16 protein-coding genes are annotated in these 21325 nt (G+C 71.8%); 11 read left to right on the top strand and 5 right to left on the bottom strand.

Annotation, left to right across the window (positions count from 1 at the left end; all coding sequences use genetic code 11):
* The first annotated feature begins 224 nt into the window (after positions 1 to 224).
* A complete protein-coding gene (locus IFR11_RS08665) occupies positions 225 to 2105 on the top strand; it encodes an ABC transporter ATP-binding protein (RefSeq protein ID WP_191915876.1) in 1881 nt (626 codons plus the stop codon).
* A 197-nt stretch (positions 2106 to 2302) separates the two neighbouring features.
* Here IFR11_RS08665 and IFR11_RS08660 read toward each other — a convergent pair whose 3' ends face one another.
* Complete coding sequence (locus tag IFR11_RS08660) at positions 2303 to 4186, bottom strand: phosphoenolpyruvate carboxykinase (GTP) (protein ID WP_191915875.1); 1884 nt, start codon at positions 4184 to 4186, stop codon at positions 2303 to 2305.
* A 117-nt stretch (positions 4187 to 4303) separates the two neighbouring features.
* Between IFR11_RS08660 and IFR11_RS08655 the strand changes: the two genes are divergently transcribed.
* Positions 4304 to 5743, top strand: a complete 1440-nt coding sequence (locus IFR11_RS08655) for a helix-turn-helix transcriptional regulator (protein WP_191915874.1) — start codon at positions 4304 to 4306, stop codon at positions 5741 to 5743.
* A 165-nt stretch (positions 5744 to 5908) separates the two neighbouring features.
* On the opposite strand, the gene IFR11_RS08650 is transcribed toward IFR11_RS08655, so the two are convergent.
* Positions 5909 to 6925, bottom strand: a complete 1017-nt coding sequence (locus tag IFR11_RS08650; protein WP_191915873.1) for a carbon-nitrogen hydrolase family protein — start codon at positions 6923 to 6925, stop codon at positions 5909 to 5911.
* A 213-nt stretch (positions 6926 to 7138) separates the two neighbouring features.
* Between IFR11_RS08650 and IFR11_RS08645 the strand changes: the two genes are divergently transcribed.
* Positions 7139 to 8047, top strand: coding sequence for a helix-turn-helix domain-containing protein (locus IFR11_RS08645; RefSeq protein ID WP_191915872.1), 909 nt, complete (start codon positions 7139 to 7141; stop codon positions 8045 to 8047).
* A 205-nt stretch (positions 8048 to 8252) separates the two neighbouring features.
* Here IFR11_RS08645 and IFR11_RS08640 read toward each other — a convergent pair whose 3' ends face one another.
* On the bottom strand, positions 8253 to 9725 hold the full coding sequence (locus IFR11_RS08640) for an NAD-dependent succinate-semialdehyde dehydrogenase (protein ID WP_191915871.1): 1473 nt from the start codon (positions 9723 to 9725) through the stop codon (positions 8253 to 8255).
* Between the two features lie 222 nt (positions 9726 to 9947).
* Positions 9948 to 11807 carry an FAD-dependent monooxygenase gene (locus tag IFR11_RS08635; protein ID WP_191915870.1) on the bottom strand — a complete coding sequence of 620 codons (1860 nt, stop codon included), beginning with the start codon at positions 11805 to 11807 and terminating at the stop codon, positions 9948 to 9950.
* A 117-nt stretch (positions 11808 to 11924) separates the two neighbouring features.
* On the opposite strand from IFR11_RS08635, the gene IFR11_RS08630 reads away from it, so the two are divergent.
* The 6 genes from IFR11_RS08630 to IFR11_RS08605 all read left to right on the top strand — a co-directional run bounded on the left by IFR11_RS08630 (position 11925) and on the right by IFR11_RS08605 (position 17574).
* On the top strand, positions 11925 to 12629 hold the full coding sequence (locus IFR11_RS08630; protein ID WP_191915869.1) for an IclR family transcriptional regulator: 705 nt from the start codon (positions 11925 to 11927) through the stop codon (positions 12627 to 12629).
* 176 nt (positions 12630 to 12805) lie between these two features.
* Entirely contained in the window at positions 12806 to 14458 is a 1653-nt protein-coding gene (locus tag IFR11_RS08625; RefSeq protein WP_191915868.1) for a thiamine pyrophosphate-binding protein, read from the top strand.
* Positions 14455 to 15888 carry an FAD-binding oxidoreductase gene (locus IFR11_RS08620; RefSeq protein ID WP_342030271.1) on the top strand — a complete coding sequence of 478 codons (1434 nt, stop codon included), beginning with the start codon at positions 14455 to 14457 and terminating at the stop codon, positions 15886 to 15888. Before IFR11_RS08625 ends, IFR11_RS08620 begins: the two co-directional genes overlap by 4 nt.
* Before the next feature lie 80 nt (positions 15889 to 15968).
* Complete coding sequence (locus IFR11_RS08615; RefSeq protein ID WP_191915867.1) at positions 15969 to 16202, top strand: hypothetical protein; 234 nt, start codon at positions 15969 to 15971, stop codon at positions 16200 to 16202.
* 77 nt (positions 16203 to 16279) lie between these two features.
* Entirely contained in the window at positions 16280 to 16783 is a 504-nt protein-coding gene (locus IFR11_RS08610; protein WP_192040413.1) for a hypothetical protein, read from the top strand.
* A gap of 275 nt (positions 16784 to 17058) precedes the next feature.
* Positions 17059 to 17574 (top strand): hypothetical protein, encoded by a 516-nt coding sequence (locus IFR11_RS08605; RefSeq protein WP_191915865.1) that lies wholly within the window; start codon positions 17059 to 17061, stop codon positions 17572 to 17574.
* A 95-nt stretch (positions 17575 to 17669) separates the two neighbouring features.
* Here IFR11_RS08605 and IFR11_RS08600 read toward each other — a convergent pair whose 3' ends face one another.
* The gene (locus tag IFR11_RS08600; RefSeq protein WP_191915864.1) at positions 17670 to 19052 is read right to left on the bottom strand and encodes an MFS transporter; all 1383 of its coding nucleotides are present in this window, start codon (positions 19050 to 19052) and stop codon (positions 17670 to 17672) included.
* A 118-nt stretch (positions 19053 to 19170) separates the two neighbouring features.
* Here IFR11_RS08600 and IFR11_RS08595 point away from each other — a divergent pair, with 118 nt between their 5' ends.
* Together IFR11_RS08595 and IFR11_RS08590 are read left to right on the top strand one after the other, a co-directional pair.
* Entirely contained in the window at positions 19171 to 20634 is a 1464-nt protein-coding gene (locus IFR11_RS08595; RefSeq protein WP_191915863.1) for a fumarylacetoacetate hydrolase family protein, read from the top strand.
* The gene (locus IFR11_RS08590) at positions 20631 to 21323 is read left to right on the top strand and encodes a GntR family transcriptional regulator (RefSeq protein ID WP_191915862.1); all 693 of its coding nucleotides are present in this window, start codon (positions 20631 to 20633) and stop codon (positions 21321 to 21323) included. Before IFR11_RS08595 ends, IFR11_RS08590 begins: the two co-directional genes overlap by 4 nt.
* Positions 21324 to 21325: the final 2 nt, after the last annotated feature.

Below are 21325 nucleotides of genomic sequence, written 5' to 3'. Positions count from 1 at the left end.
GACGACGGATGCCACGGGGCCTGGGCCTCGTGGCATCCGTCGTTGCGGGGCGGCCGGGCGGGCCGTACTCCTGAGTTCCTGACTCCTCAGGACCTGGAGGCACCCGTGCGCGGGGGGAGCGGCCGATATCTCAGGAGTTTGGTACACCGGCGAGACCAGGTGCCGAGCGGTGTCGGTGGCGCGAGGTACGGTCGAAGCATCCCTTTCTTCTTCCCGAGGTGAGCATGTCCGTTCCCGCTCCCGCGCGCGGTCGGCGCGGCCGCCGCGTGCCCCAGGGCCCGCGCGCGTCGTTCCGGCAGCTGCTGCCCTTCCTTCTCGAGCACAAGCGCACCCTCGTGGTCGTCGCCGTCTTGAGCGTGCTCGGCGCCGCCACCACCCTGGTGCAGCCGCTGCTGGTGGGCGAGGTCATCCAACGCGTGCAGAACACCGTGCCCCTCGGGGCGCTGGTCTGGCTGCTCATCGGCTTCGTGGTGCTGTCGTCGCTCATCTCGGGCTACCAGCACTACCTGCTGCAGCGCACCGGCACCGCCGTGGTCTACTCGAGCCGGCGGCGGCTGATCGCCCGCATCCTGCGCCTTCCGATCAGCGAGTTCGACGCACGCCGCACGGGTGACCTCGTCTCGCGCGTGGGTACCGACACCACGCTGCTGTACGCGGTGCTCACACAGGGACTCGCGGATGCCGTGGGCAACGCCCTCATCCTGGTCGGCGCCGTCATCGCCATGGCCTTCATCGACCCGCTGCTGCTCGGACTCATCGTCGTCGTGATCGGCGCCTCGATCGCGGTGGTCGTCGGGCTGAGCACGCGCATCCGCGCGGCATCGGCGGTGCAGCAAGAGAAGGTCGGCGAGCTGTCGTCGGGCGTCGAGCGCGCGGTCGGGTCGATCCGCACCATCCGCGCGGCGGGCGCGACCGAGCGCGAGACCGCCACCGTCACCGAGACGGCCACCGAGGCTTACACCGCGGGCGTGCGCATCGCGAAGGTGTCGGCCCTCATCGTGCCCGTCGCGGGGATCGCCCTGCAGGTGTCGCTGCTCGTCGTGCTCGGCGTCGGCGGGTTCCGCGTGGCATCCGGAGCCATCGACGTGGCAGCCCTCGTGACGTTCGTGATCTTCCTGTTCCTGCTCGTGCAACCTCTCGCCTCGGCGATCGGGGCCATCACGTCGGTCAATCAGGCGCTCGGGGCGCTCGGGCGTATCCAAGAGGTGCTCGACCTGCCCCTGGAGGACGACGGCGACCGCGCCGCCGGGGCGTCGCCGGTGGCGGATGCCGCGGCGATCGAGTTCCGCGACGTGCGGTTCCGCTACCCCGACCACGTCGTCGAAGCCCGCGAGGCCGCGGCGAGAGAAGCACGCTCGGTGCTCGCCGAGGTGCACCTCGACTCCGCCACCGCCGACGCCGGCACCGAGGTCGAGGACACCGACCGCGAGGTGCTGCGAGGCGTGTCGTTCACCGTGCCCCGCGGGGCGCGCGTCGCCCTGGTGGGCCCGTCGGGCGCCGGCAAGAGCACGATCCTCTCGCTCGTCGAGCGCTTCTACGACCCCACCGGCGGAGCGATCCTCGTCGACGGCGTGGACGCCCGCGACCTGGGACGCGACGCCCTGCGCGCCCGCTTCGGCTACGTCGAGCAGGACGCCCCGACGCTCGCCGGCACCATCGCCGACAACCTGCGCCTCGCCTCGCCGTCGGCCTCCGACGCCGACTGCGAGCGCGTGCTGCACGCCGTGAACCTCGGCGACGTGCTCGAGCGCAATCCGCTGGGCGTCGACGCGCCCGTCGGTGAGGACGGCGTGATGCTCTCGGGCGGCGAGCGTCAACGCCTCGCGATCGCGCGAGCGCTGCTGGCCGCTCCCCCGGTGCTGCTGCTCGACGAATCGACCTCGTCGCTGGACGGGGTGAACGAGCAGCGCATGCGCGAGGCCATCGACGCCGTCGCCACCGACCGCACGCTGCTGGTCATCGCGCATCGCCTGTCGACCGTCGTCGACAGCGACGTGATCGTGGTGCTCGAGAACGGCCGGGTCGTCGGACAGGGCACGCACAGCGAGCTGGTGGCATCCACCCCGCTCTACCGCGATCTGGCGAAGCACCAGCTGCTGGTGTGAGGGCGGCGGTTCGGCCGGAAGAGTAGCCGGCCCGCGCGGCGGCGCGGTGCGCGAGTGCTCCGTCGGTGCCGAGACCCGGGCCTCTACGCGCCGTCGCGGCGCGTGTCATGCGCACATGCCGATGCCCCTCGCGCGCGCCAAGAGCGGGAGGGGCATCGGAGTCGGGGCTCGTCTCGCGGCGCGGGACGAGCAGAGGTTCAGGCGCGCTGCAAGCGGTAGCGGAGCGCGGCGAGCTCGGCGCGCAGGGCGGCCGGAAGGTGACTGCCGAACGTGTCGTAGAACTCCTCGGTGAGGTCGGCCTCGGCGAGCCACGAAGCGCGGTCGATCGAGAACAGCTCGTCGAGGTCGGCGGCCGGCAGGTCGAGACCCGACAGCTGCAGATCCTCGATGCGCGGAAGGCGACCGATGGGGCTCTCGACGGCGTCGACCTGCCCGTCGACGCGGCGGATGATCCAGTCGATCACGCGGGCGTTGTCTCCGAAGCCGGGCCAGAGGAAGCGTCCGTCGTCGCCCTTGCGGAACCAGTTGACCTGGAAGATGCGCGGTGCGCGGTCGAAACGCAGCTTCTGGCCGACGGAGAGCCAGTGGCCGAAGTAGTCGCCCATGTTGTAGCCGCAGAACGGGAGCATGGCGAAGGGGTCGCGACGCAGCTCGCCGACCGTGCCCTCCTGCGCGGCCGTCTTCTCGGACGACACCGTCGAGCCGATGAAGACACCGTGCGACCAGTCGGTGGCCTCGACCACCAGCGGCACGTTCGTGGCGCGTCGGCCGCCGAACAGGATGACGTCGAGCGGCACGCCCTGGGGGGCCTCCCAGTCCTCGGCGATCTGCGGGCACTGGGCGGCACCGACGGTGAAGCGCGAGTTGGGGTGCGCGGCGGGTCGGCCCGACGCGGGCGTCCAGGGGTTGCCCTCCCAGTCGGTGAGGTGCGGGGGCGCCTCGTCGGTCAGTCCCTCCCACCAGACGTCGCCGTCGGGGCGGAGCGCGACGTTGGTGAAGATCGTGTTGCCCCAGAGCGTCTCGATGGCGGTGACGTTGGTCGACTCGCCCGTGCCCGGTGCGACGCCGAAGAAGCCGGCCTCGGGGTTGATGGCCCAGAGGCGCCCGTCTTCTCCCGGACGGATCCAGGTGATGTCGTCACCGAGGGTCTCGACGCGCCAGCCGGGGATGGTGGGGCGGAGCATGGCGAGGTTGGTCTTGCCGCAGGCCGAGGGGAAAGCGGCGGCCACGTGGTACGCCTTGCCCTTCGGGTCGATCACGCGGATGAGCAGCATGTGCTCGGCGAGCCAGCCCTCGTCGCGGCCGATGACCGACGCGATGCGCAGGGCGAAGCACTTCTTCGCGAGGATCGCGTTCCCGCCGTAGCCCGAGCCGAACGACCACACCTCGAGGGTGTCGGGGAAGTGCACGATGTACTTCTCGTCGTTGCAGGGCCACGAGACGTCGTCCTGACCGGCGGCGAGCGGCGCTCCGACCGAGTGCACGGTCTTGACCCACGGGGCCCCGGCGGCGATCTGCTCGGTGACGGCCGTGCCGACGCGCGTCATCACACCGATGGATGCCACGGCGTAGGCGCTGTCGGTGATCTGCACGCCGATGTGGCTGAGGGGGCCGCCGACCGCGCCCATCGAGAAGGGCACGACGTACATCGTGCGCCCGCGCATCGAACCCTCGAAGACGCCGTTCAACGTCTCGCGGATCTCGGCCGGGGCGATCCAGTTGTTGGTGGGCCCGGCATCCTCTTCGCTCTCGGAGGCGATGTAGGTGCGCGACTCGAGACGGGCGACGTCGCCGGGGTGCGAGCGGGCCAGGTACGAACCCGGACGCCACTCGGGGTTGAGCTTGATGAGCTTGCCCTCGTCGACCATCTCGCGCAGCAGGGCGTCGTTCTCGGCGGCCGAGCCGTCGACCCAGTGGATGCGGTCGGGCTGCGTGAGGGCGGCGACCTGGTCGACCCACGCGGTCAGCGCGGCGAGACCCGGGCCCTCGACGGCCGGACGCACGCCGTGACCGGCACGAGGGGCGCGGGTGGGGGACGCGGCGTTGCGCGGGGTGGAGCTGAAGATGTCGGCGAGTGCCATGTCGTTCTCCTCGGTTGAGAGCGAAATCGGTGGTCTTCCTCCATGGTGCGGGTGCGTGCGGGTTCTTTCCGGCGAAATCAGCAGCAAGAATCGGCATTCTTTCGATATGGTCAAGGAATGGCATCGTCGTTCGAACTCACCACCCTGGGGCATCGCATCCGGCACCACCGCCTCGCCCGGGGATACACGCTCGACGAGCTCGGCGCGATGGTCGGAGTCGCCGGCAGCCAGCTGAGTCTCATCGAGAACGGCAAACGCGAACCCAAGCTGTCTCTGCTGCAGCAGATCGCGGGCGCGACCGAGACCGACGTCGCCGAGCTGCTGTCGAACGAGCCGCCGAACCGGCGGGCCGCCCTCGAGATCGAGCTCGACCGGGCGCAGACCAGTCCGTTCTTCCGGCAGCTCGGCATCCCCCCGATGAAGGTCACCAAGGGCACCAGCGACGACACGATCGAGGCCGTGCTGGGCCTGCACCGGGAACTCCAGCGCCGCGAGCGCGAGACGATCGCGAGCCCCGAAGAGGCCCGGCGCGCCAACACCGAGCTGCGCCTGCGCATGCGCTCCACCGACAACCACCTGCCCGAGATCGAGCGCCTCGCCGAGAAGCAGCTCAAGGCCGCCGGACACACCACGGGGGCCCTCACGCACCGCACGGTCAGCATCATGGCCGAGCAGCTGGGCTTCGAGCTCATCTACGTCAGCGACCTGCCGCACTCGGCCCGTTCGGTCACCGACCTCGAGAACGGCCGCGTGTACCTGCCGCCGGCCTCGATCCCCGGCGGCCACGGCCTGCGCTCGATGGCTCTGCAGGCGATGGCGCACCGCCTGCTGGGGCACCGCCCGCCCACCGATTACGCCGACTTCCTGCAGCAGCGTCTCGAGATCAACTACTACGCCGCGTGCTGCCTCATGCCCGAGACGAGCGCGGTCGCCTTCCTCTCGCAGGCGAAGCGCGACCGCAACCTCGCCGTCGAGGACTTCCGCGACGCGTTCGGGGTGACCCACGAGGCGGCGGCCATGCGCATGACGAACCTCATGACGGCGCACCTCGGCATTCGGCTGCACTTCATGCGCGTCGACGGCGACGGGGCGATCTCGCGCGTGTACGAGAACGACGGCCTCCCCCTGCCCACCGACGTCACCGGGTCGGTCGAGGGGCAGATCGTGTGCAAGAAGTTCTCTGCGCGCTCGGCCTTCGACGAGCACAACCGCACCACCGAGCACTACCAGTACACCGACACCCCGGCCGGAACCTTCTGGTGCTCGACCCAGACCGGCAGCACCTCGGCCGGCGACTTCTCGATCACCGTGGGCGTGCCGTTCGACGACGCCCGGTGGTTCCGCGGACGCGAGACCAGCACGCGCGGCATCTCACGCTGCCCCGACGAATCGTGCTGCCGCCGCCCCGACGCCGAGGCCGCCGAGCGGTGGCAGGGCAAGGCCTGGCCGAGCGCCCGAGTGCACCAGTACATGTTCTCGCCGCTCCCCCGCGGCATGTTCCCGGGCGTCGACGATGCCGAGGTCTTCGCGTTCCTCGATCGTCACGCCGACGGCTGAGGCGGGCCGTCCGCACGATTCCGGCAACGACGCGCGATCGGTGCGCGCGAGGACCGGATCGTTGATTCTGCCGAAGTCGTGCATCGGCGCCGGCCGACGGCGGCGGATGCCACGAGCCCGGGCCCTCACGGGGTGCCGGGGTCGTGGCATCCGGAGTTCAGGTGTTCACTCCACGCCGACGAGGTCGTCGGCCTCGACCGACGCCGCGGGCGGGATGTCGCGACCGGATGCCGAGACCTTGGGCAGCCGGCCCGTGTCGCGGTGGTGGAGGGTGAAGACGTCGGGCCGGGAGTAGTGCCCCACCGGGTCGGCGGCGTTCTTGGCGGCGAGGATGGCCGCGTAGTCGATGTCGGCGAAGAGGATGCCCTCCTCGTCGGGCGCGAGCGGGTCGGCGAGCGAGCTGCCGTCGGGACCGAAGATGCGGGCGTAGCCGCCGCCGAGCGGGAGCATGGCACGCTTGGCGTCGGTGTCGGCGAACAGCCCCTGAGCCGCCGGACCGACCGTGGCACAGGGGGCGAGGACGAACGCCTGCCCCTCGACGGCGTACTGCCGCGATGCGCCGATGTTCACCTCGGGTCCGAGGGCGTTGACCGCACCGCCGAAGATCGAGAAGCTCGGCCACGCGGCGACGTGCAACTGCTCGTCCTGCGAGAACATCGCGTACTTGGTCAAGGGCTGCAGGTGCTCCCAGCAGTTGAGCGAACCGACGCGGCCGACGGGGGTGTCGACCACCACGACGTCGGAGCCGTCGCCGTCGCCGAACTGCGTGCGCTCGACGTGCGTCGGCTTGAGCTTGCGCCGGGTGTTGAGGGTGCGGCCGTCGGCGCCGATCACCGCCTGCCCCATGTACAGCGAACCGCCCGCGCGCTCGCTGAAGCCGAATGCGAGGGAGATGCCCACCGAACGGGCGATGCCCTCGAGCCGCTGCCACTCGGGGCTGCCGATCTCGATCGAGTTGGCGGCGTACGGCACGACGAACTGCGACTGCCACGCCACGGAGTCCAACCACAGGAACCACGGGTAGCCGGGGATCCACACCTCGGGGAACGCGACGATGTCGGCTCCGCCGGCCCGGGCGTCGCGGGCGTAGGACTCCAGCTTGTCGATGCCCCCGTCGACGTCGTTCCAGACGGGTTCGGCCTGGACGGCGGCGGCGCGGAAGCTCTTGCGGTAGTCGGGCATGACGACTCCTTCGGGTGAGCGGGGTCGGATACCCCGCGGTGCCCACACGTTAGGAGGGGGTGCCGCGCGCGCACCCGGCTTCGCGCGCACACCGCCCGGCGTTGCACGCCCCGGTGCCGGGGCGCGTCGCGGCATCCGGCGATCCGCGCACGATGTCCGGCGCCCGCACCCGACGGCGCGCGGGCGAGGCGGCCCCGGGCGTATCATCCCCGCATGTCGCCTGTGGCCGTCTCCTCCGTCGCGGAGTGGACGCGCGCGTGCAGCGGGGCCTTCGTCCCCCTGCGGGTGCACACGGCGGCACCGGCCTTCCGCGCCAGCCTCTCGCAGGTCAGGCTCGGACCCGCCGTGCGGGTGACCCGGGTGGTCAGCGAGGCATCGACGGTGTTCCGCGATCAGGACCTCATCCGCAGCCAGTCTCGCGACGACGTGCTCATCTCGTTGCACCGCCGCGGGCGGGGATCGATCCGTCAGCACGAGCGCACCGCCGAGCTCGGGTGCGGATCGGCAGTGATGTACGACGCGGCTTCGCCCTACGCCCTGTCGTTCCCCGGGGCGATGAGCGAAGTGGTGCTGCAGCTCCCCCGTCGCACGCTCACCCGCACCGGGCACACCTTCGCGGGGCTGACCGCCGTGGAGCTGCCGGACTCGGCGCAGCTGCGCTCCCTCACGATGCTCGCCGCGTCCATCGAGCAGCCCGGAGACGATGAGGCGGAGGAGATCGGCGAGGCGCTCGTCGGGCTCCTCCGCGCGGTCGTCCGCGGGCGCGACACCCGCACGCCCGCAACCGACCCCCGGCTCCTCGCCGAGGGGATCCGACTCTGGATCGACGAGAACGCGGCCGATCCCGATCTCACGCCCGAACGGGTGGCCACCCACTTCCACATCGCCGTGCGCACGTTGCAGAAACTGTTCGCCACCGAGGGCGAGTCCCCGGCGGCGTTCATCCGCAGCTGCCGCCTGCGGCGCAGCCGGTCGCTGTTGGCCGGTGGCGCGAGCGTGAGCGAGGCCGCGCGGCGCAGCGGCTTCCTCGACATCGACAGCTTCACCCGCGCGTTCAAGCGCGAGTTCGCACAGACGCCGTCATCTGTCCGCGCCGCCGGCGTCCGCGCCGCCGGCGCCTGACGCGCGCGCCCGGCGGCCCGGGCCGAACTCCTGAGAAATCGACGCCCGCCCGCCTCACAACGCGCCCACGACTGGCCCGCCCGGCCGACGCCGGCAGAAACTCAGGAGTTCGGCCCGCGTCGGAGAGGGGCAGGACGACGGATGCCACGACCCCGGCCCTCGTGGGGCGCCGGGTCGTGGCATCCGGTGTTCTCGGCTCGGCCGATCAGGCGTAGGGGTTCGCCGTGAGCGTGTACTTCGTCTGCAGGTACTCGTGGATGCCCTCGTCGCCGCCCTCGCGGCCGAGGCCCGACTGCTTCCACCCGCCGAAGGGGGCGGCGGCGTTGGAGACGACGCCGACGTTGAGGCCCATCATCCCGGTCTCGAGGCGGTCGATCATGCGCTGGCCGCGCGCGAGCGACTCGGTGAAGACGTACGAGACGAGGCCGTACTCGGTGTCGTTGGCGATGCGCACCGCGTCGTCCTCGTCGTCGAAGGGGACGATCGCGAGCACGGGGCCGAAGATCTCCTCGCGCAGGATGTCACTGCCCGGCTGCACGTCGGTGACGACGGTGGGCTCGAAGAACGTGCCGAGGCCGTCGATGGGCGACCCACCCGTGGTGACCGTGGCGCCGCGCTCGACGGCATCGCCCACCAGGGTGCGCGCCTTGTCGACGGCGCGGTCGTCGATCAGGGGTCCGATCTGCACTCCCTCGTCGGTGCCGCGGCCGATCGTGAGGCCCTGCACGCGCTCGGTCACGCGGCGCGAGAACTCCTCGACGACGCTGCGCTGCACGATGAAGCGGTTGGCGGCCGTGCACGCCTGACCGATGTTGCGGAACTTCGCGAGCATCGCCCCCTCGACCGCCTTGTCGAGGTCGGCGTCGTCGAAGACGACGAAGGGCGCGTTGCCGCCGAGCTCCATCGAGGTGCGGAGCACACCGGGAGCAGCCTGCTGCAGCAGCTTCACTCCGACGGGCGTGGAGCCGGTGAACGAGAGTTTGCGCAGGCGCGGGTCCGAGATGATGCGCTCCGAGACCGGGCCGGTGTTCGTCGTGGTGATCACGTTGACCACGCCCGCCGGCAGTCCGGCATCCTGCAGGATCTGCGCGAAGAAGAGCGTCGTGAGCGGCGTGAGGGTCGCCGGCTTGATGACGATCGTGCAGCCGGCGGCGAGCGCGGGCGCGATCTTGCGGGTCGCCATCGCGAGGGGGAAGTTCCAGGGGGTGATCAGGTAGCAGGGGCCCACGGGGTGCTGCGACACGATCATGCGGCCGGTGCCCTCGGGGTTGGCGCCGTACCGACCCTGCGTGTGCGCGGTGACCTCGCTGAACCAGCGCAGGAACTCCCCGCCGTAGGCGACCTCACCGCGCGCCTCGGCGAGGGGCTTGCCCATCTCGAGCGTCATCAGCAGCGCGATGTCCTCCTTGCGCTCCTGCAGCAGGTCGAAGGCGCGGCGCAGGATCTCGGCCCGCTCGCGCGCGGGGGTCGCCGCCCAGGACGGGAAGGCGTCGGCCGCGGCATCCATCGCCGCGATCCCGTCGTCGACGGTGGCGTCGGCGATCTCGCGGATGACCTCGCCCGTGGCGGGGTCGTTCACGGCGACGGTCTCGCCGCCGGTGGCCGCGCGCCATTCGCCGCCGATCAGCAGACCGGTGGGTACGGATGCCAGCAGCTCGCTCTCGCGTGAATCGGTCATGGGTCCTCCTGGATCGGGGCGGGGTTCCCCGCCATTCTGCTCAGCCCGCGGGGCGGGGCCGATATACGTCGTGTACAAACAGGGTGTTGCCATGGCCGCGGTGGAGGCTCGGTGTTGTCGGGCGGTGGGCCGCCGACCACCGCCGGGGCGTCGGCCGCCACGCATAAACGCCATTCGTGCGCAGAAACGCTCAGCCGACGCGTTTCCGCGCAGGAACGGCGTTTATGCGAGAGGGGGTGCAGACGCGGGGTCCGGGGCCAGGAGCGCCCGCTCGAGGAACCGCTCCAGGCCCTCGGGCGCCGACAGCGGTAGAGCGTGCGCCACGTACTGGTCGGGACGCACGACCACGACGGCCCCCTCGGCCCCGATTCCCCGCTCGGCGAAGATGTCGGCGCTCGTCCACGCCGAGGGCGCGGCGGCGAACACCTTCTCGAGGTCGGTCAGGCCCAGCGGCCCGGACTGCGGACGGAACAGCGAGGGCACCTCGGTCACGTCCTCCCAGCGGCCGGGGTAGACGACCTTCACGTCGAACACCGCGTCGAGGTCGGCGCCGTCGGGGGTGAAGCGGTCCACGATCGGGCGCGCGGCCTCGGCCCAGTCGCGCAGCGCCGAGCCGTCGGCATCCGCGAAGGCGTAGATCCGCCAGCGCCCGTCGGCCTTCGCGTGATGGCCGAGGTGCACGGCGTTGCCGTCGCACACCCGCACGACCTCGACGCTGTGGAAGCGCCGACCGACGGGGAACCCGGATGCCAGCTGCTCGGCCGCCTCGGACGCGACGATCCGCGACGGGGCGTAGCGCGTGCCGAAGCCGGAGGGGAACTCCGCCGTCGCCAGGTAGTAGGTCGCGAGCTCGTCGGCGTCGGTGATCTCGCCGGGCTTGCGCGCCATGAGCGAAGACCACTCCCGGTCGAAGTCGATCAGCTGCTGGGCGACGGGGTGCCGCTCGTCGTTGTACGTGCGCAGCAGCTCCGCGGGCGCGAGTCCGGTGAGCACGTGCCCGAGCTTCCAGCCGAGGTTGAAGCCGTCCTGCATCGAGACGTTCATGCCCTGGCCGGCCTTGGCACTGTGCGTGTGACAGGCGTCGCCGGTGAGGAAGACGCGGGGGGTCTCGGCGTCGTCGACGAAGCGGTCGGTCACCCGGTGCCCCACCTCGTAGACGCTGCTCCACGCGACCTGTTTCACGTCGATCGTGTACGGGTGCAGGATGGCGTTCGCCCGCGCGATCACCTCGTCGATCGGCGTCTGGCGCACCCGGTGATCGTCGTCGGCGGCGACCTCGCCGAGGTCGATGTACATGCGGCTGAGGTATCCGCCCTCGCGCGGGATGTGCAGGATGTTGCCAGCGGCGGCGTTGATCGCGCACTTGATGCGCCAGTCGGGGAAGTCGGTCTCGACCAGCACGTCCATGACGCCCCAGGCGTGCTTCGCCGCCGCGCCCACGTGCGGGCGGCCGATGGCCTGGCGCACGCCACTGCGGGCACCGTCGCACCCGGCGACGTACTTGGCGTGGATGGTGCGCTCCCCCGTGGCGTCTCGCACCGTCACCTCGACCGGGTACGCGCCCTCGCCGACCGTGAGGCCGACGAACTCCACGCCGTAGTCGGGCGCGATGCGCGCGGGGCCCTGGGCGGCGGCCTCGGCGAAGTAGTCGAGCACGCGCGCCTGGTTCACGATGAGGTGGGGGAACTCGCTGATCTTGAGCCCGTAGTCCTCGGTGCGGGTCGTGCGCACGATCCGGTCGGGATTCTCGGGGTCGGGGGCCCAGAAGTTCATCCAGCCGATGTTGTACGCCTCGGCGGTGATGCGGTCGGCGAAGCCGAACGCCTGGAACGTCTCGACGCTGCGGGGTTGGATGCCGTCGGCCTGGCCGAGCGGCAGGCGCCCCTCGCGCTTCTCGATGAGGCGCGTCGTGACCTGGGGGAACTGCGACATCTGGGCCGCGAGCAGCATGCCGGCGGGACCCGAGCCGACGATGAGCACGTCGACCTCGTCGGGGAGCTCCGCCGGGCGGTCGAGGCCCGTGCCGGTGGCGTTCTGCACGCGCGGGTCGCCCGAGACGTAACCGTGGTGGTGGAACTGCATGAGACTCCTGACGTCGGTGTCGGGGGCACCGCGACCTCGCGATGCTTGCGGGCAGATCCGTTTGTGTTCTATATTCGAACGCAGCGTTCTGCTATCGAACGAGAGGTTAGCCGCTCCATGCCCCCACGGCAAGACTCCTCCCCCGCCTCGCAGACGCTGAGTCGCGGCATCCGCCTGCTCGAAGAGCTCGCCGATGCTCGCCGACCCCTCACCATCGACGAGCTCGCGGAACGCGTCGATCTGCACCGCTCGGTGACGTACCGACTGCTGCGCACGCTCGAAGACCACGGGCTCGTCTCTCGGGATGCCGCGGGCGCGGTGCGCCTGGGAACGGGCCTGGCGGCCCTCGCCGCGGGCGTCGCCGCCGACCTGCAGGCCGAGGCCCTGCCCGAACTCACCGCCGCGGCGAACGACCTGGGCATGACGTGCTTCCTCGTCGTGCTCGACCACGACGAATGCGTGACCCTCGTCAGCGTCGAGCCCCGGCACACGGTCACCGCCGTGGCACAGCGGCCCGGGTCACGGCATCCGGTCACCCGGGGCGCCCCCGGCCGCGCGATCCTCGCGCAGCTCCCCCCGCGCCGGTGGCCCGACGACGTCGACGCGCGGCTCGCGTCGGAGGTGGCCGACGCCGCGGAGCGCGGCTGGGCGACGAGTCACGACGAGGTGATCCCCACGTTCCGCGCCGTGGCGGTGCCCCTCGCCGTGCAGGGGCGCGAGCCCGCCGCCGTCGCCGCCGTGCACGTGGCGACCGACCTCGACGACGCGGCGATCGCGGGGCGACTCGAGGCTGCGGCCGGCGCGATCCGCTCGGCGCTTTAGTTCAGCCCGGCACCTCGAGGCCGCGCGGAGCGAGCCGAGCGCCCGCGGATCGTATATGATCACTCCCGTCAGGCGCACGAGGTCGTGCGTCGCTGCTCGAAAAAAGGGCACGTAGCGCGAGAACCGCGCGAGACACATACGGCTCATTCCCGTTCCTGTTTCGCGAAAGGCTCGTCATGCCCATCGTCTCCGCGCACGTCGCCCACACCCTCGGCCGCCACCTCGACCACGTCTTCGGCGTGATGGGCAACGGCAACGCGTACTTCCTCGACGCCCTGCACCGCCACACCGACGCGGCCTTCACCGCGATGCGGCACGAGGCCGGCGGAGTGGTCGCCGCCGACGCGCACTATCGCGCCTCGGGGCGCATCGCCGCCGCCACCGCCACCTATGGCGCCGGCTTCACCAACACCCTCACCGCTCTGGCCGAGTCGGCCCAGGCGCGCATCCCCCTGCTCCTCGTCGTCGGCGACGAGCCCACGTCGGGCCCGCGCCCCTGGGGTGTCGACCAGGTCGCGCTCGCGTCGGCGGTCGGGGTCCGCACGTACACCGTCGGCGATCGCGACGCCTCGGCCACCGTGCTCATCGCCCTCGAGCACGCCCTCACGTACCGCGTCCCCGTCGTGCTGGCGATCCCGTACGACGTGGTCATGCGCGAAGCGGGGCCGCTGACGGATGCCGGCACCGTGACGATCCCCGCCCCCCTGCCCCCGCAGGGACCCGCGGCCTCCGCCGCACTCGACCGCATCGCCGACGCCCTCGCCGGCGCCGCGCGCCCCTTCCTGCTGGCCGGACGGGGAGCCTGGCTCGCCGACGCCGGCCCCGCGCTCGGTCAGCTCGCCGCGCTGACCGGGGCGATCACGGCATCCACCGCCCTCGGCCGCGGCATCTTCCCCGACACCACCCACGACCTCGGCGTCACGGGGGGCTTCGGCGCCGAGGGCGCGATGGAGCTCGTGCGCGAGGCCGACGTGGCCGTCGTCTTCGGCGCGGGGCTGAACCAGTTCACGATGCGCTTCGGCGAGCTCTTCGCCCCCGGCACGCGGGTGTTCCAGGTCGACGTGGCGCCGACGGCGACGCACGCGCAGGTGGGCGGGTTCGTGCGGGCGGATGCCGCGCTGGCGGCCGATGAGATCGGGAACCGCCTGCGCTCCCGCGGCGCGGTGTCGTCGGGGTGGCGCGACCGCATCGATGTGGCGCCGCTGCGCGAGCAGGAGAGCGGCGAGGGTCTGGCCCCCGACGGCCGGCTCGACCCGCGCTCCGCCGCCGCACGGATCGGCGAGCTGCTCCCCGAGGACCGCGTCGTGGTGTCGGACGGTGGGCACTTCCTGGGCTGGTCGAACATGTACTGGCCCGTCTCCTCACCCGACCGCGTCATGATGATCGGCACCGCATACCAGTCCATCGGTCTCGGCTTCCCCTCGGTCGCCGGGGCGATCGCGGCGCGCCCCGACACCACCGTCGTGCTGACGACCGGCGACGGCGGCGGACTCATGGCCATCGCCGACCTCGAGAGCGCGGTGCGCACGGCCGCCGGCCACGGCATCGCCGTCGTGTGGAACGACGCCGCCTACGGCGCCGAGATCAACCTGTACGGCCTCAAAGGCCTCGCCCGCGAGCCGATGCTCATCCCCGAGGTCGACTTCGCGGCCGTCGCGCGCGGCTTCGGCGCCGAGGGAGTGGTGGTGCGCGAGGTCGCCGACCTCGAGGCGCTGGCGGAGTGGACCCGGCGCGACCCCGCCGAGCGGCCGTTCCTGCTGCTCGACCTGCGCATCAGCGGCACCGTGATCGCGCCGTACCAGCGCGAGATCATCCGGGTGAACTCGTGACCATCGTCGGGCTCGCCGCTCCGGGAGGCTCCGGCGACCCCGGCGACAGGCTCGACGCACCGAGCGGCGGCACGGATGACTCGCGTGACGCCCTCGACGAGCTGCGCGCCGCCCTCGGCGAGCGCCTGCTCGACGACCCCGCGAGCCTCGCCGCGTACGCCGTCGACAGCTCGCGCGCACAACCCGAGGGCATGCCGATCGCCGTGGTCCGGGCGACCTCGACCGGCGACGTCTCGACCGCCCTGGCGTGGGCGCACGCCCGCGGCATCCGGGTCTCCGTCCGCGGCGCGGGCACCGGGCTCTCCGGTGGGGCCGTGGCCTACGCGGGCGGGCTCGTGGTGTCGTTGGAGGCGATGGACCGCATCGTCTCGATCGACGCCGACAACCGTCTCGCCGACGTCGAGGCGGGCGTCGTCACGGCCGACCTGGATGCCGCCGCCCACGCGCACGGCCTCTTCTTCCCGCCCGATCCGGCGAGCGCGCAGTGGTCGACGATCGGCGGCAACATCGCCACCAACGCCGGAGGCCTGCGCTGCGTCGCCCACGGCGTGACCACCGACGTCGTGGCCGCCCTCGAGGTGGTGCTCGCCGACGGGCGGATCATGCGCACCGGCGCCCGCACCCGCAAGAACACCACCGGCTACGACCTCACGAGCCTGTTCTGCGGCTCGGAGGGCACCCTCGGCGTGATCACGGCGGCGACCGTGCGCCTCAAGCCCGTGCCGCCGGGGCAGCCCCGCACCTTCCGCGCGAGCTTCGACGACATCGAGGACGCCGGCCGCGCGGTCACGGCGATCGTGTCGGGCCCCGCGGCCCCCGAGGTGCTCGAGCTGATCGATGCGCGCAGCGTCGAGATCATCGAGGCGTTCCACCCGAGCGGCCTCCCCTCCCCCGGCGCGGCCATGCTGGTCGGTCAGACCGTCGGGCTCACCGCCCTCGACGCCGCCGAGGCGATCACCGCGATCTGTCGTACGCACGGCGCCGTCGAGACCGAGGTCTCGGACTCCGACAGCCTGCTCGAGGCCCGGCGCCTCGCCAACCCGGCGCTCACCGCGCAGGGGCTGCGGGTGTCGTGCGACGTCGGCGTGCCGGTCTCGCAGCTGGCGACGGTGTTCCGCGGCATCGGCGAGCTGGCGCAGCGCCACGGCCGGCGCATCGCGATCGTCGCGCACGCGGGCGACGGCAACCTGCACCCGACCGTCGAGGCGGGCGACAGCCCCGCCGAGTACGCCGCCGCGGAGCTGGTGATCGACGACATCACGCACCTGGCGCTCTCGCTCGGCGGCACCATCTCGGGCGAGCACGGCATCGGCTCGGTCAAGCGTCACGAGCTCCCCTGGCAGCAGGATGCCGTGGCCCTCGACGTGCAGCGCGCGATCAAGGCCGCGCTGGATCCCCGCGGCATCCTGACACCGGAGCGGGCGATCTAGGGACCGGACGCCGCAAGGAGCCGACCGCCCGTGGCGGACCGGCCCGCCGGCGTCGCGGGCCGCCGGTACGGTGGTGACGCATGGGGACCAGAACGCGCCTGATCGCCTCGGGTACCGCAATCGCGATGATCAGCGGCGCCGTGGTGGTGCTGTACTTCTTCCAGCCGTGGCGGAGCTGCGAGTACGAAGACACCTCCGCGGGCTGCTCGATGCTCCCGAACGACGCCGCCGCGATGGGTGTGGCAGCGTTGATCTTCGTCGTGGGGGTCGTCGTTCTCGCGGCGGGCCTGCTGATGCGCCGGGTACCCACGTGATCGAACCGCGCACCCTCGCGACGAGGGGAAAGTTGCCTCGCGTCTGGTGGATCACGGTGGTGTGCGGTGTCCTGATCATGGGCCCCGTCGTCTTGGCCGGCTCATACCTCTGGGCTCGGCACCAGTACGAGAACGGCCCCGACGTGGACGGCGTCCTCTGGCGCCAGGTGGCATCGGTCGAGGACCCCTTCGACAGGGCGCTGTACTCACCGACGGCCGGCTCAGTCACGGCCCTTCTCGACGCGCTCGACGGCGACCGATGGGATGGCAGCCCGGAGGGGGCGGACGCCCTGGACTTCTCCCGACCCACTCTGGTCATCCACGACATCGAGGAGCACACGAACGCGGTCGCCTTCCGGGTCTTCCTCTCGTCGGGAGAGCGCCCCGGTCCCCCCGGCCAGCGAGCCCGGCTGCCGTGGGAGTCCTCGGCGTACTTCACCTGTTACGGAGTGACCGTGACGTTCACGGGTTCCTCCCCACCCTCCGTCGCCGGAGCCGACGAGCGCGCGTGTCCGAGCCTCCTGGTCTCACGGATGCCATCCGACTCGGTGTACATGGTTCCCTCGACCTTTTCCGGGTGAGGCAGATGTCCTCTCGACGCGTCGGCGGTCGCTGACGTCACGGTCCCCGGCCAGAAGCAGAGCTATTCCGCAGGAGCCGTGCCGCCGCGCACGGACGTCGCGACCCCTCGCCCACCCGTGCACGCGAATGTGCTGTGCGCGCACGATCGATCCTCATCCCTGTCGCCGGGGCGCCCCTCTTCCTACGCTCGCGTCATGCGCAGAATCCGACGACATGGGACCCCGGTTCTGCCGTCGGGCGCGCGGGTCGAGGGCGCGCGGGTCGAGGGCGCGCGATGACGATGGAGGTCCTGACGCACGGCGCCGCCCTCTTCTGCTCGGGGATCGCTGCGTGCTGCGCGAGATCGGGTCCCCCGGCGGAGCGTCGAGAGCGGGTCGCCACGTCGGCGCTCATGACCGCCGCGATGATCGATTCCGCCGTCCTGCACGCGGCCCCTCCCATCGTCTGGGCGGCCGTCCTCCTCGGGGTCGCGCTCGTCGTGAGCGCGGGGCGCCGGCTGCGCTCGGGGCGCGGCGGTCACGGCATCCACACCCCTGTAGGGCTCGTCGTCATGGCCGCCCTGATCGCGTCGACCACGCACGGCGACCCGGGCGCCGCCCCCGCCGCCGCCCACGCCCACGGCGGGATGACTGTCGGCTCCGCGACCCTGGTGTGGCTCTGCGTGGCCCTCGCCGTCGCGCACGTCGTCGCTTCAGCGCACCGGGCGCTGAGCGGATCACGCGCGGATCGCGCGCACCATGCCGCGATGGGTGGATCGACCGCGCTGATGGCCCTGGCGGCGCTGCTGTGAGCCGCACCCTGCGCGATCCGGCGACCGCTCCCTCGCACCCGCACGACGAACGGCCCCGCCGCGGCTGTGCGCGACGAGGCCGTTCTCTCACCGGGTCAGACGCGCGAGAGCCCGCGGATCGGGCTGACCTCCTGCTCGGCCTCGTGGTCGGGGCCGAGGGGGATGCCGCTGCGGTCGCGCAGCAGCAGCGTCGCGACGAGGCCCAGCACCGCCATGATCGCCAGGTACACCGTCACCGACACGGTCGTTCCGGTCTGCTCCACGAGTGCCGTCGCGATGGTCGGGGCGAACGCTCCGCCGAGGATGGCGCCGAGAGCGTAGGCGATCGAGACGCCCGAGAAGCGGATGGATGCCGGGAACAGCTCGGCGTACAGCGCGGCCTGGGGGCCGTAGGTCAGGCCGAGGCCGACCGTGAGCAGCATGAGGCCGACCGTCAGCAGCACGATGCTGCCGGAGTTGACGAGCGGGAACAGCGCCACGATCGCCACGAGCATCGAGATCCATCCGATGATGTACGTCTTGCGGCGGCCGATCTTGTCGCCCAGCCACCCGCCGAGCCACGTGAAGATGAGCCAGGTCACCGCCGACAGGGTCACGGCGCCGAGCACGTCGGCGGTCGCGAGACCGAGGGGACCGTCGGGGTTGGTCGCGTAGCGCTGGATGTACCCACCGGTGGTCATGTAGCCCACGGCGTTGTTGCCGGCGAAGACGAACGCGGCGATGAGCACGAGCAGCGAGTGCTTGCGGAACAGCTGCACGATCGGCATGCGGGTCTGCTCCTTGCGCTCGGCGAGTTCGACGAACACCGGGCTCTCCTCGACCTTCCGGCGCACGTAGTAGCCGACGAGGATCAGCACGAACGACAGCAGGAACGGCACGCGCCATCCCCACGCGAAGAACGCGTCGCCGGGGGCGATCAGGGCCATCAGCCCGAGCATGCCGCTCGCGAGCAGCAGGCCGAGGGGCACGCCGAGCTGCGGCGAGGCGCCGAACAGGCTGCGCTTGGTCTTGGGGGCGTGCTCGACGGCCATGAGCACCGCGCCACCCCACTCGCCACCGGCCGAGATGCCCTGCAGTACGCGCAGCAGGATCAGCAGCACGGGGGCGGCGACGCCGATCACCTCGTAGGTGGGCAGCACGCCGATGAGCGTGGTCGAGGCGCCCATCATGATCAGGGTCAGCATGAGCACGACGCGGCGACCGTACTTGTCGCCGAGGTGGCCGGCGAGGAAGGCGCCGAGGGGCCGGAACAGGAAGCTCAGACCCACGGTGAGGAACGCCAGGATCTGCGCGATGCCGGGGCCGGCGGGCGCGAAGAACAGCTGGCCGAAGACCAGGCCCGCGGCCGAGGCGTAGAGGAAGAAGTCGTACCACTCGACGGTGGTGCCGACAACGGTGGCGAAGACCACGCGGCGGCGGTCATTCGTGGTGGAGATCGTGCCGGTGGGCGTGAAGCCCGGCGGCTGAGAGCGGGACATGGGGACTCCTTCGAGACGTCATCGTCGGGCCCCGGGACGTCGTCGTCGGTGACGAGGCGTGGTGTTGCTGGGGCGTTCGTCATCGTATACGATTTCGGATACGACGCAAGGGAGCTCCATGAACGACACCGCTGACCCCCGGTTCACCGCCCTCGGCGGCCGCCCGGGAAAGATCGTGGCCGTCCACCTCTCTTACACGTCCCGCGCTGACCAGCGCGGCCGCCGCCCGGCCGCCCCGTCGTACTTCTTCAAGCCGTCGAGCTCGCTCGCCGCCTCCGGATCCGAGATCGTGCGCCCCGCCGGCACCGAACTCCTCGCCTTCGAGGGCGAGATCGCGCTCGTGATCGGCAAGCCCGCCCGATGGGTGACTCCGGATGCCGCCTGGGCGCACGTGGCATCCGTCACCGCCGCGAACGACTTCGGTCTGTACGACCTGCGCGCGAACGACAAGGGGTCGAACGTCCGCTCCAAGGGCGGCGACGGCTACACCCCCCTCGGTCCCGCGCTGATCGACGCCCGCGACGTCGATCCCGCCGCCCTGCGCCTGCGCACCTGGGTCGACGGCGAGCTCGTGCAAGACGACTCGACCGCGGGGGTGCTCTTCCCCCTCACCCAGATCGTCGCCGACCTGTCTCAGCACTTCACCCTCGAAACGGGCGACGTCATCCTCACCGGCACCCCCGCGGGCTCGTCGGTGGTCACGCCGGGCCAGGTCGTCGAGGTGCAGGTGGATGCCGGCCCCCTCTCGACCGGCCGGCTCCGCACCGCGGTGGTCCAGGGCGACCGCGCCTTCGACGCCGCCCTCGGCTCCCTGCCCGCGGTGGACGACACCCAGCGCACCGAGGCGTGGGGGTCGGCCGAGGCCGCCGGGCTCGTCCCCGCCGCCCCCGTCCTCACCGCCGCCCTCCGCGACAAGCTCTCGCGCGTTCCCGTCGCGGCCCTCAGTGGACAGCTGCGCAAGCGCGGCCTCAACGACGTCACGATCGACGGCGTCCACGCGCTGACCCCGGGCAGCCGGTTCGTGGGCACGGCCCGCACCCTGCGCTTCGTCCCCCACCGCGAAGACCTCTTCGCCTCGCACGGCGGCGGCCAGAACGCCCAGAAGCGCGCGTTCGACGCGGTGGAAGAGGGCGAGGTCATCGTCATCGAGGCGCGCGGAGAGACCGGATCCGGCACCCTCGGCGACATCCTCGCGATCCGCGCGCACGCCCGCAAGGCCGCCGCGATCGTCACCGACGGCGGCGTCCGCGATGCCGAGGCCGTGGCCGCGGTCGGCATCCCCGTGTTCACCGCCGGCCCCCACCCCGCGGTCCTCGGCCGCCGGCACGTGCCGTGGGAGACCGACGTGGCCGTCGGCTGCGGCGGCACCACCGTCGAGCCCGGCGACATCCTCGTCGGCGACGGCGACGGCGTCATCGTCGTTCCTCCCGCCCTCGCCGAAGAGGTGGTCGACGCCGCCCTCGCGCAAGAGGCCGAAGACGCGTGGGTCGCCCAGCAGGTGGCATCCGGTCACCCCGTGAACGGGCTCTTCCCGATGAACGCCGAATGGCGCGCGCGCTACGAGAGCGAGGGGCGCTCATGAGAGACGTCACGACCCCGGCGACGAAGAGCAAGTCGCAGCAGGCCTACCAGTGGATCAAGCAGCGCATCGCGTCGCAGGAGTTCACCCCCGGCTACCGCCTGGTCCTCGGCTCGATCGCCGGCGAGCTCGACATGAGCGTCGTGCCGGTGCGCGAGGCGATCCGTCAGCTCGAGGCCGAGGGACTCGTGATGTTCGAGCGCAACGTCGGCGCCCGCGTCTCGATGGTCGACGACACCGCGTACCGCTTCAGCATGCAGGCGCTGAGCCTGCTCGAGGGGGCGGCGACCGCCCTGTCGGCCCGGGCGCTCGCCACCGACGACGTGCGTCGCGCGCGGCAGGTGAACGAGCTCATGGTCGAGACGCTCGAGCACTTCGATCCCCGCGCCTTCACCGCGTTGAACCAGGAGTTCCACGCCATCCTGTTCGAGAAGTGCGCCAACCCGCGCATGCTCGAGCTGGTGCAGGCCGAGTGGGCACGGCTCGGGCACCTGCGCGACTCGACGTTCAGCTTCGTGCCCGGACGCGCCGCCGAATCGGTGCGCGAGCACGAGAACATCCTCGTTCTCATCGAGACCGGCGCCCCGCTCGCCGAGATCGAGAAGGCGTCGCGGCGCCATCGCTCGGCCACCCTCGACGCGTACATGATCCACGAGCACCCCGACCAGGTGCTCGGCCTTCCCGCTTTCTGATT

It is taken from the genome of Microbacterium sp. CFBP 8801, from assembly GCF_014839455.1.
Lineage (GTDB): Bacteria > Actinomycetota > Actinomycetes > Actinomycetales > Microbacteriaceae > Microbacterium.
This window is presented reverse-complemented; position numbering and strand designations above follow the sequence as displayed.

Coding starts and splice junctions, on each gene's coding strand:
- IFR11_RS08665 (WP_191915876.1), top strand. CDS start 225: ATGTCCGTTCCCGCTCCCGCGCGCGGTCGGCGCGGCCGCCGCGTGCCC.
- IFR11_RS08660 (WP_191915875.1), bottom strand. CDS start 4,186: ATGGCACTCGCCGACATCTTCAGCTCCACCCCGCGCAACGCCGCGTCC.
- IFR11_RS08655 (WP_191915874.1), top strand. CDS start 4,304: ATGGCATCGTCGTTCGAACTCACCACCCTGGGGCATCGCATCCGGCAC.
- IFR11_RS08650 (WP_191915873.1), bottom strand. CDS start 6,925: ATGCCCGACTACCGCAAGAGCTTCCGCGCCGCCGCCGTCCAGGCCGAA.
- IFR11_RS08645 (WP_191915872.1), top strand. CDS start 7,139: ATGTCGCCTGTGGCCGTCTCCTCCGTCGCGGAGTGGACGCGCGCGTGC.
- IFR11_RS08640 (WP_191915871.1), bottom strand. CDS start 9,725: ATGACCGATTCACGCGAGAGCGAGCTGCTGGCATCCGTACCCACCGGT.
- IFR11_RS08635 (WP_191915870.1), bottom strand. CDS start 11,807: ATGCAGTTCCACCACCACGGTTACGTCTCGGGCGACCCGCGCGTGCAG.
- IFR11_RS08630 (WP_191915869.1), top strand. CDS start 11,925: ATGCCCCCACGGCAAGACTCCTCCCCCGCCTCGCAGACGCTGAGTCGC.
- IFR11_RS08625 (WP_191915868.1), top strand. CDS start 12,806: ATGCCCATCGTCTCCGCGCACGTCGCCCACACCCTCGGCCGCCACCTC.
- IFR11_RS08615 (WP_191915867.1), top strand. CDS start 15,969: ATGGGGACCAGAACGCGCCTGATCGCCTCGGGTACCGCAATCGCGATG.
- IFR11_RS08610 (WP_192040413.1), top strand. CDS start 16,280: ATGGGCCCCGTCGTCTTGGCCGGCTCATACCTCTGGGCTCGGCACCAG.
- IFR11_RS08605 (WP_191915865.1), top strand. CDS start 17,059: ATGACGATGGAGGTCCTGACGCACGGCGCCGCCCTCTTCTGCTCGGGG.
- IFR11_RS08600 (WP_191915864.1), bottom strand. CDS start 19,052: ATGTCCCGCTCTCAGCCGCCGGGCTTCACGCCCACCGGCACGATCTCC.
- IFR11_RS08595 (WP_191915863.1), top strand. CDS start 19,171: ATGAACGACACCGCTGACCCCCGGTTCACCGCCCTCGGCGGCCGCCCG.
- IFR11_RS08590 (WP_191915862.1), top strand. CDS start 20,631: ATGAGAGACGTCACGACCCCGGCGACGAAGAGCAAGTCGCAGCAGGCC.